We start from the raw sequence: 8,421 nt of genomic DNA, 5'->3' as shown, positions 1-8,421 counted from the left end.
GGAGGCGCGGTGCCAGCTGGCACCGCGCCTCCCGGCCGTGGGGTGGTCGCGTCAGACGTCGCGACGGCGCGCGAGCGTCAGGGCGAGGCCACCGACGACGAGCACCTCGGCGGCGAGGACGCCGAAGCCGCCCCAGCCGTTCAGCACGACCCCGCTGTTGTCGACCGTGCTCGCGCCGTCGTACGAGTAGGCGTAGAGCTGGCCGCCGGCTGAGTCGGGCAGGAACGCCGCGATGTCCATCGGCCAGTCGACCTTCATCAGTCCGCTCATGAGTGCGAGCACCCCCGGAACGACCAGCAGGAGGCCGAGCGTGATCGCGATGCCGCCGGCGCTCGACCGGACGAGCAGACCGATGCCGTACGCGAGGAGCGCCAGCAGGGTCAGGAAGACCGACGAACCGAGGATCGGCAGGAACACCGACGGGTCGCTGACCTCCGGCTCGATGCCGTTGCCGGCCAGCAGCGGCAGCGAGATGAGGACGCCGATCCAGGTGGCGACGGCGCTGACGACGAAGGTCGCGATGGCAAGGACGGTGGCCTTCGCCAGGATCACGCCGGTGCGTCGCGGGTCGGCGGTGAACGTCGAGCGGACCTGGCCCGTGCCGTACTCACCGGTGATGATGAGGACGCCGAGCACGCCGACGACGAGCGACGAGAGCAGGACACCCACGGCGTTGGCGTTCACGAAGGTGCCGTTGGCGAGGTCCGTCGGCAGCTCCTGGCCGCCGCTGTTCGTGTTCGCCCCGATCAGCGCGGCCATGCCGATCGTGAGGACGACCAGGATCGCGTAGCACCAGAACGTGGACCGGATGCTGCGCAGCTTGATCCACTCGCTCCGCACCAGGTGCGCGAAGGACAGTTTGGTCGCCCCGCTCATCCGGGTCGACGGTGTGGTGGGCGAGGTGGTGGCGCTCATCGGGTGCCCTCCGATCGGTACTCGACGTCGTCGCGGGTGAGGGCCATGTAGGCCTCTTCCAGGCTCGCGCCGGTCGGGGTGAGTTCGTGCAGGGGGACGCCTGCCTGTGCGGCGATGTTGCCGACCGTCGGTGCGTCGGGCCCGACGACGAGGAATGAGCCGTCCTCGCGCTGGGTGACCGCGGCGTTCGGGCCGATGGCGTTGAACAGGCCGTTCGGGTCCGGCGTGCGGACGATGACACGGCTGACGGCGGCATCGGTGCCGGCAGCGGCGCCGCCACCGGCGACGAACTCCGCGATCGGGGCGTCGGCCAGGACCTTGCCCCGGCCGAGCACGACCACGCGGTCGGCGGTCTGTGCCATCTCGCTCATCAGGTGGCTGGAGAGGAACACCGTGCGGCCGTCCGCGGCCATGCGGCGGGCGAGCTGTCGGACCCAGAGCACGCCATCGGGGTCGAGGCCGTTGACCGGCTCGTCGAGGATCAGGGTCTTCGGGTCGCCGAGCAGTGCGGCAGCGATTCCCAGGCGCTGCCCCATGCCGAGCGAGAACCCGCCGACGCGCTTCTTCGCGACGGAGTCGAGGCCGGTCATGTCGATGACCTCGTGCACGCGGGACTTCGGGATGCCGTGGGTCGCCGCGAGGGAGAGCAGGTGGTTGTAGGCGCTGCGTCCGGAGTGGACGGCCTTCGCCTCGAGCAGGGCGCCGACCTGCCGGAGCGGGTCGCGGAAGCTCGTGTAGGGCTGGCCGTTCACGGTGGCTGTGCCCGACGTGGGCTGGTCGAGCCCCATGATCATGCGCATCGTGGTGGACTTCCCGGCGCCGTTGGGCCCGAGGAAGCCGGTCACACTGCCGGGACGCACGACGAAGGAGACGTCGTCCACGGCGGTCTTCGGACCGTACTGTTTGGTGAGATGGCTGACTTCGATCACGGCGTCGACGCTACGGGAGCGGTGGTCGGCGCCGCGTCCGCCGTTGGGGGGAGATGTGTGCGCCCACAGGCTGACGCGGATGGGGCGGGGTGACGCGGGCGGGGGGTCGCGCTGTTTCGCGCTGGGCGACAGTTCACGCGCGCGGCGGCCCGTGAGGTGTCGCTGAGCGCGAAAGACCGGTGCAGGGGCTCGGAGGTGCCCCTGGTGCGCAACCCCCAAAGAGCCGTTTGACGGTCTCGACCGCAGCGGCGACGATGGGCGCATGTCGAGCCTCCAGTCCCTCCGGGCGACCGCCCACCCGATCCGGCTCCGCCTGCTGTCGCTGGTGACGAGCACCGCGATGAGCGCGGCCGAGGCCGCGCGGGAACTCGGCCTCTCGCAGGCCACCGCGAGCTACCACCTGCGGGTGCTCGAACGGGCGGGGCTGGTCGCGGTCGTCGAGGTCGTGCGGCTCCGAGGCGGCGAGGCGAAGCGGTACCGGCACGAGTCGTCGTCCGAACCGTTCGACCTCGACGCCGTCCCCGATGGTGGGCACCCGGAACGCATCTCGGTGCAGGACCAGCTCGTCTACGTCGAGGCGCAGGTCGAAGAGCTCCGGCGACGACTGCACCAGCGGACCACGGGCCCTGCCGTCTCGACCGACGCCGAACTGTGGGTCGGCCCCGAGACGTGGCGGCGCGTGGTGCACCACGTCGGCCAGGCCTCCGCCCTGCTCCACGCCGCAGCGCAGCGCCCCCGCACCCCGGGCACCGTTCCGGTGTCGATGACCGTCTCGATGTTCCCCATGCGGCGACCGTGAGCACGCCGACCCCGGGCGTCCTCGCCCACGCACCGTTCCGTTGGCTGCTCGCAGCCCGCACGGTGAGCATCGTCGGCAACGCCGTCGCACCGATCGCCCTGGCGTTCGCCGTCCTCGACCTCACCGGCTCACCCGTCGACCTGGGTCTCGTCGTGGCCGCACGCTCGGTCGCGAACGTCGCGGTCCTGCTGTTCGGCGGGGTCATCGCCGACCGCCTGCCCCGCGACGTCGTGCTCGTCGCCACGTCGCTCGGCGCTGCGGTGACACAGGCCGCTGTCGCCGCGCTGGTCCTGACCGGCACGGCGACCGTCCCGCTCCTGGTCGTGCTCAGCATCCTGAACGGCGCGGTCGCCGCGGTGAGCCTGCCGACGACCGCGGCCATGGTGCCCGAGACCGTGCCCGAGGCACTCCTCCGTCCGGCGAACGCCGTGATCCGGTTGAGCATCAACGCCAGCACCATCGTCGGGGCCTCCGCCGGCGCCGGCATGGTGGCGCTCGTCGGCGCCGGGTGGGGATTGGCGGTCGACGCCGCCGGCTTCGCCGTCGCCGCAGCCCTGTACGCGCGGATACGCCTGCCCCGTCGCGCGTCGATCGCACCGGCCGACCGTCCGTCGGTGATCGCGGACATCCGGGAGGGATGGGTCGAGTTCTCGGGACGACGCTGGGTCTGGACGGTGGTCGCCCAGTTCGCAGTGCTCAACGCCGCCTTCGTCGGCGCGACGACCGTGCTCGGACCGGTCGTCGCGGACGACTCCTTCGGCAGGGCGGCCTGGGGGCTCGTCGTCGCCGCGCAGACCGTCGGCCTGGCACTCGGTGCGCTGATCGCCCTGCGGTGGCGGCCCCGGCGTGCGCTCGGCATCGGGGTCGCCCTGATGGCGGTGACCGCGCTCCCCGTCGTGGCGCTCGGGGTCGCCCCGGCCCTGCCGACCCTGCTCGTCGCGTTCGCCCTGGGCGGGATCGCCCTCGAGCTGTTCGCGATCGCCTGGGACCACGCACTGCAGTCGAACGTGCCCCGCGCCGTGCTGTCGCGGGTCTACTCGTACGACATGGTCGGATCGTTCGTCGCCGTCCCGCTCGGCGAGGCCCTGGTCGGACCGCTGGCGCACGCCGTCGGGACGAGCACGACGCTGATCGGCTGCGCCGTCGTCATCGTCGTCGCCACCGTGGTCGCGGCGTCGACCCGGAGCGTCCGTCGTGTGACCACCGAGGTGCCCCTGCCCGTCTGATCAGCCAGGCGAGGCTTCGGCATCGACCTCGTACGCCTCGAACCCGGGCAGGTCCGGCACGGGGTCGATCGCGAGGCGGGCGTGCGTCTCCACGTCGAACCGCTCCGAGCCGTACCGGAGCTTCTGCCGTTCGATGCCCTCCGCGCTGAACCCCGCGGCGGCGGCGACCCGACACGACGCCGGGTTGTTCGTCCGGTGTCCGAGTTCGAGGCGGAAGAGACCGGCGTCGAAGGCCCAGCTCGACACACTCGTCAGCGCACGAGCGGCGAGTCCTCGGCCACGAGCATCGGCTGCCACCCAGTAGTGGGCCCACGCCGTGCCGTGCCGGAACTCGATCGCCGAGAGACCGACGTTGCCGACCGCGACCCCGTCCTCGACGATCGCCCAGTTCCTCGCGTGGTCGTCGAACCGCAGTGCGCCCGTGATGTGCGCGCGGGCATGCTCCTCGTCATCGAGCCCGACCTCCGGGAACTGCGTCGCGAGATCCGGGTCCGACCGACTGGCGACGAGGAGCGCAGCCGCGTCGTCCAAGGACCACGGGCGCAGGACGACGACCATGTGTGAGCTCCGCCAGTCGATCAGCCGGCAGCGGGTCCGGCGTGCGGGCGGGGCGCGCGGAGGCCGGGGAACTCGTCGTCGCGCCACTCCCCCTCGGCACGTGTGCCGTTGGTCACCGACAGCTCCTCGCGCTCCCGCAGCTCGACGCGACGGATCTTGCCCGAGATGGTCTTCGGCAGCTCCGCGAACTCGACCCGGCGCACACGCGCGTAGGCGGGGAGAGCTGTGCGTGCGTACTCCAGGACCTGTCTGGCGGTGTCGGCCGACGCCTCCCATCCGGTGGCCAACGTGACGTACGCCTTGACGACGTTGAGGCGGGCATCGTCGGGAGCCGGGACGACCGCGCTCTCGGCCACGGCCGGGTGCTGGAGCAGCGCGCTCTCCACCTCGAAGGGCGACACCTTGTAGTCGGAGGACTTGAACACGTCGTCGGTGCGACCGATGAACGTCAGCTCGCCGTCGGCGTCACGGACGGCGATGTCGCCGGTGTGGAAGAAGCCGTCGCGCATCGACGACGCTGTGCGATCGGGGTCGCCCAGGTACTCGGCCATCAGGTTGACGGGCCGCTCGGTCAGGTCCAGGCAGACCTCGCCCTCGTCGCCCGGTTCGCCGGTGACGGGGTCGAGCAGCGTGACGGTGACGCCGGGCAGCGGCTTGCCCATGGCTCCGGGGGTCACGGGGGCTCCGGGGGCGTTGCCGACGATCGCGGTGGTCTCGGTCTGCCCGTAGCCGTCGCGGATGGTGAGCCCCCACGCTGCCTCGACCCGGCCGATGACCTCGGGGTTGAGCGGCTCGCCGGCCGAGATGACCTCGCGCAGGGCACGCGGCTTCGCGCCGAGGTCGGACTGCAGCATCATCCGCCAGGCGGTGGGCGGGGCGCAGAACGTGTTGACCTCGGCGCGTTCGAGCTGGGCGAGCAGGCCGGCCGGGTCGAAGCGTGCGGTGTTGTGGATGAAGACGGTGGCCTCGGCGATCCAGGGCGCGAAGAAGCAGCTCCAGGCGTGCTTGCCCCAGCCGGGCGAACTGATCGTCAGGTGGACGTCACCGGGGCGGACGCCGAGCCAGTACATGGTGCTGAGGTGCCCGACCGGGTAGGACGTCTGGGTGTGCACGACCATCTTCGGCTTCGACGTGGTGCCGGACGTGAAGTAGACCAGGCACGGGTCGGTGGTGCGGGTGATGACCCGCGGGCGTGCCTCGCCTTCAGGGGCGGGCTCGCCCAGGTCGCTCGGGTACTCCGTCCAGCCGTCGGAGTGGCCGCCGATCACGATGCGCGTGAAGGCGCCTCGGACGTCGTCGTACTTGTGTGTCTCGCTCTGGTTCGTGACGACGTGCGCCACCGAACCCCGGTCGACACGGTCCTGCAGGTCGGCGGTGTCGAGCATCGTCGACGTCGGCAGGATGACCGCGCCGAGCTTGATCACGGCGAGCATGGTCTCCCAGAGCTCGAGCTGGTTGCCGAGCATGACGAGGACGTGGTCGCCCTGCTGCACGCCGAAGCCGTGCAGGCGTGCGGCGAGCCGATCGGAGCGTGCGGCCATCTCGGCGTAGCTCAGCCGCTGTTCACGGCCGTCCTCCTCGACGATCCAGAGCGCCGTGCGGCCGTTGTCGGTCGCGATGACGTCGAACCAGTCGGACGCCCAGTTGAACGTCTCGCCGACGTCGGGCCACCGGAACCCGGCGCGTGCCGCTTCAGGAGAGTCCGCAGCGAAGAGTTGGTCGCGGGCGGCACGGTACGCGTCGGTCGGGTTCACAGAAGACACGGACCGATCATGCCGCATCCGCCTCGGAGCGGATCGATCAGGCGAGTCCCCGGAGCCAGCGGTCGAGCCAGGGGACGATGCTCGAGAGGTCGTCCGCGTCCATCGCGTCACTCGCAGCCGCACGTGCAGCCGGGCTCGCGTTGAGCGCCAGCGCGCTCGGGAGCGCCCGGAAGAGCGGGATGTCCGAGCGGCTGTCCCCGACGGCGCAACAGCGTTCGATCGGGACACCGCGGTCGCGAGCGAGCGCGAGCGCCCGGTCCCGCTTGTCGAACTCGTCGAAGTGCTCCGCGACGGAGCCGTCGTGGACGCCGCTGCGCTCCCCCACCCGGGGTCCTCCGTTCGCGACGAACCCGAACCGCCGCGCCAAGGAGCGGGTCACGGGCTGCCAGGCGAGCGACGCGAGCACGGGTTCGACGCCGTGTGCAGCGCACCAGGCGACGACGGCGTCGGTGCCGGGCAACACCGGCAGGTCGTCGAGCCACCGCTCGACCGTCGCAGTGGCCGTGCCGCGCCACCCGAGGGCGTCGACCTCGCTCACCTGCTGGTTGGTGAGCTCGCCGTCGGCGTACCGGGCCTCTGCCTGGTCGAGGGCTCGCTGGTGCCCGAACCGGGCTGCCAGGAAGCTGCTGCTGGAACCGGGGGTGACGAGGGTCCCGTCGACGTCGAAGAACACGATGCCGACGGTCACGGCCGGCCGCTCCCCCGCACGACCGCGTCGAGCACCCGGATCGTCTCGTCGGTGTCGACGTGCAGGTGCGCCCCGATGCCGAGTGCACGGGCGGCCGCGATGTTCTCCGGGACGTCGTCGATGAAGAGCACCTCGGCCGGGGTCGCCTGCAGGCGGTCCAGCGTGATCCGGAACGCCTCGGCATCGGGCTTGTTCACGCCGATCTCGTGGGAGTAGCAGATCGGGTCGAACACCGCCGAGAACCGGAAGCGCCGCTCCTCTTCCTCGCGGGCGCCGTCGCCCGAGTTCGACAGGATCGCCAGGCCGATCGTGCCGCGGAGTCCGGCGAGGAAGTCGTACAGCGGTTCGTTCAGGGTGCCGCAGTACGCATCCCAGAAGTCGGCGCGCATGGCGGCGAGCTGCTCGGCCGACAGCCCGAGCGCCGTGCCGATCGCACCCCAGTACCGGTCGACGACGCCGGTCTGCCGCGAGGCGTCGGGCAGGTCGGCTGCGACGAGCCGAGCGGAGAAGTCGTCCGTCGTCATCCCGAGCCGCTCGGCCCACCGCGCCCGGAAGTGTCCGGGCCATGCGGCGTCGTCGACGAGTTCGAGGACCCCGCCGACGTCGAGCAGCAGCCACCGCACAGCGGGCACGGTCGCCCCGGCCGCCCCGCCGGTCACAGCGATCCCCGCAGCTGTCGGATCATCTCGACCTCGAGCTCACTCGGGTCGAGCACGTACGCCTCGGTCGCGCCCGTCGGCTCGTAGCCGCGCCGGGCGTAGAAGGCCTGCGCGCGGGTGTTCTCCTCGTGCACGTGCAGCCGCAGGGCCGACCCGTGCGTCGCCGCCCACACCTCGATCTCGTCGAGCAGCGCATCAGCGACACCAGTGGCACGACCCCGGTGCGAGGGTGCGACGTAGACGCCGACCAGGAGCGGTCCGACACGGGGACCGGGGACGTACACCCCCATCGTCCCGACCCACGTGCCGTCGGCGTCGATCGCGGCGAGGGTCGTCCCGCCGACGTCGTGTTCACGGCGACCGCGGCGCCGCCAGTCACGCTCCTGCAGCTGCTCGGCGTCGGCGAGCCGCTCCCCGTAGGCCTTCGGGGTGTCCTGGATCATCTCGAGCCGCAGCGCACGGACCCGCTCCCAGTCGTCCTCGGTGGTCGGTCGGATCGTCGTTCCCCGCATGCCCCGAGCCTAGGGGCGACGGGCCCGGAGAAGTCGTCCCAATCCGACTGACAGAGGGTGCCGAATCACCTGCAACGACCGGGAACCACCCGGAGCGCTCACCAGCCGCACACCGCTGGTTCTCCACCCTGCACCAGGGTGTGTTCGGCGCGCACACAGCAGCCGCGCCGAGCGCGACAACAGCAAAGGACTGATCACGATGCGTAAGAGCCTCAAGACCTCCATCACCCTCGCCACCACCGGCGCCCTCGTGCTGGGCGGTGCCGCGTTCGGCATCTCCTCCGCCCAGGCCGCGACCCCCGCGATCCACACGGTGTCCTCGTCGTCGTCGAAGATCCCCGCACCGGTCGCCTCGGTGCCCGAGGTCCTCGG

General features: G+C 71.6%; 9 protein-coding genes. 2 read left to right on the top strand and 7 right to left on the bottom strand.

What is annotated here, in order from left to right; genetic code table 11:
• Positions 1-51: 51 nt before the first annotated feature.
• Both BIU95_RS06270 and BIU95_RS06265 read right to left on the bottom strand, forming a co-directional pair.
• Positions 52-915: an ABC transporter permease gene (locus BIU95_RS06270; RefSeq protein ID WP_017885814.1), complete on the bottom strand. Its 864-nt coding sequence runs from the start codon at positions 913-915 to the stop codon at positions 52-54.
• The gene (locus BIU95_RS06265; RefSeq protein WP_017885815.1) at positions 912-1,844 is read right to left on the bottom strand and encodes an ABC transporter ATP-binding protein; all 933 of its coding nucleotides are present in this window, start codon (positions 1,842-1,844) and stop codon (positions 912-914) included. The genes BIU95_RS06270 and BIU95_RS06265 overlap by 4 nt, the downstream gene beginning before the upstream one ends.
• A gap of 262 nt (positions 1,845-2,106) precedes the next feature.
• Here BIU95_RS06265 and BIU95_RS06260 point away from each other — a divergent pair, with 262 nt between their 5' ends.
• Together BIU95_RS06260 and BIU95_RS06255 are read left to right on the top strand one after the other, a co-directional pair.
• Positions 2,107-2,643 (top strand): helix-turn-helix domain-containing protein, encoded by a 537-nt coding sequence (locus BIU95_RS06260; protein WP_056073409.1) that lies wholly within the window; start codon positions 2,107-2,109, stop codon positions 2,641-2,643.
• On the top strand, positions 2,640-3,869 hold the full coding sequence (locus BIU95_RS06255) for an MFS transporter (protein WP_071251004.1): 1,230 nt from the start codon (positions 2,640-2,642) through the stop codon (positions 3,867-3,869). Before BIU95_RS06260 ends, BIU95_RS06255 begins: the two co-directional genes overlap by 4 nt.
• Here the strand turns inward: BIU95_RS06255 and BIU95_RS06250 are convergent, their stop codons facing one another.
• The 5 genes from BIU95_RS06250 to BIU95_RS06230 are packed head-to-tail and all read right to left on the bottom strand — an operon-like array spanning position 3,870 to position 8,049.
• On the bottom strand, positions 3,870-4,427 hold the full coding sequence (locus tag BIU95_RS06250) for a GNAT family N-acetyltransferase (protein ID WP_071251002.1): 558 nt from the start codon (positions 4,425-4,427) through the stop codon (positions 3,870-3,872).
• A 20-nt stretch (positions 4,428-4,447) separates the two neighbouring features.
• Complete coding sequence (locus tag BIU95_RS06245) at positions 4,448-6,181, bottom strand: AMP-binding protein (protein WP_254783288.1); 1,734 nt, start codon at positions 6,179-6,181, stop codon at positions 4,448-4,450.
• Between the two features lie 46 nt (positions 6,182-6,227).
• Entirely contained in the window at positions 6,228-6,878 is a 651-nt protein-coding gene (locus BIU95_RS06240) for an HAD family phosphatase (RefSeq protein ID WP_083389270.1), read from the bottom strand.
• Positions 6,875-7,537: an HAD-IA family hydrolase gene (locus BIU95_RS06235; protein WP_071250998.1), complete on the bottom strand. Its 663-nt coding sequence runs from the start codon at positions 7,535-7,537 to the stop codon at positions 6,875-6,877. The genes BIU95_RS06240 and BIU95_RS06235 overlap by 4 nt, the downstream gene beginning before the upstream one ends.
• Positions 7,534-8,049: an N-acetyltransferase gene (locus BIU95_RS06230; RefSeq protein WP_071250997.1), complete on the bottom strand. Its 516-nt coding sequence runs from the start codon at positions 8,047-8,049 to the stop codon at positions 7,534-7,536. Before BIU95_RS06230 ends, BIU95_RS06235 begins: the two co-directional genes overlap by 4 nt.
• Between the last annotated feature and the right edge of the window lie 372 nt (positions 8,050-8,421).

This window comes from Curtobacterium sp. MCBA15_007, assembly GCF_001864905.1.
Taxonomy (GTDB): domain Bacteria; phylum Actinomycetota; class Actinomycetes; order Actinomycetales; family Microbacteriaceae; genus Curtobacterium; species Curtobacterium poinsettiae.
The sequence above is the reverse complement of the archived record's forward strand: the minus strand, read 5'-3'. Positions and strand labels throughout refer to the sequence as shown.